Origin of the sequence: Desulfobacter latus, assembly GCF_013389365.1 — a bacterium.
Taxonomy (GTDB): Bacteria; Desulfobacterota; Desulfobacteria; order Desulfobacterales; family Desulfobacteraceae; genus Desulfobacter; species Desulfobacter latus.
Genome location: NZ_JACADJ010000188.1, coordinates 1 through 522, shown reverse-complemented (window position 1 = coordinate 522; position 522 = coordinate 1). Strand labels below are relative to the sequence as shown.

Below are 522 nucleotides of genomic sequence, written 5' to 3'. Positions count from 1 at the left end.
CTCCCAAGTGCAGAATATTAAGAGAAGCGTTAATGTCAGCATCTAAAAATAAACCACAAGCACATTTGTAAATCTCTCCTTGACGATTCGATTTACAAATCACGCCACATGCAGAACATCGTTGGCTGGTATAAGCAGGATCAATTTTTTCAAAATCAAATCCCAGTTCTTCAGACAACGATGCCAATCTACCGAGAACATCCCGATATGACCACCTCTGCATTTTATTAACAAATGTTTTTCTTAGCTTTCCTTTTGTTTTTTGTTTAAGATTTTTTAAATCTTCGACAACTAAAACTTTTGTCCTTCGAAGCGGCACTTTATTGATAAATTGATTGGTTTTGTTATCTCTTTCGGTCAAGGCTCTCTTAAAGGCTTTGCTGCCTTGCTTCTTGCGAGAAATTTTTTCATAAACAGATTCCATCTCATGACCATAGGTTTTATAATCCGAAGTGGCGATCAGTTTTTTGTATCCAACATCCAGCCCTAACTCTTTACCAAACTTTTTTTTGTTTTTCGGCG

At 36.6% G+C, this 522-nt stretch carries 1 protein-coding gene; it reads right to left on the bottom strand.

The window, feature by feature from the left end; genetic code table 11:
- On the bottom strand, positions 1-522 hold a 522-nt coding region (locus HXW94_RS18925), incomplete at both ends, for a zinc ribbon domain-containing protein (protein ID WP_178368429.1).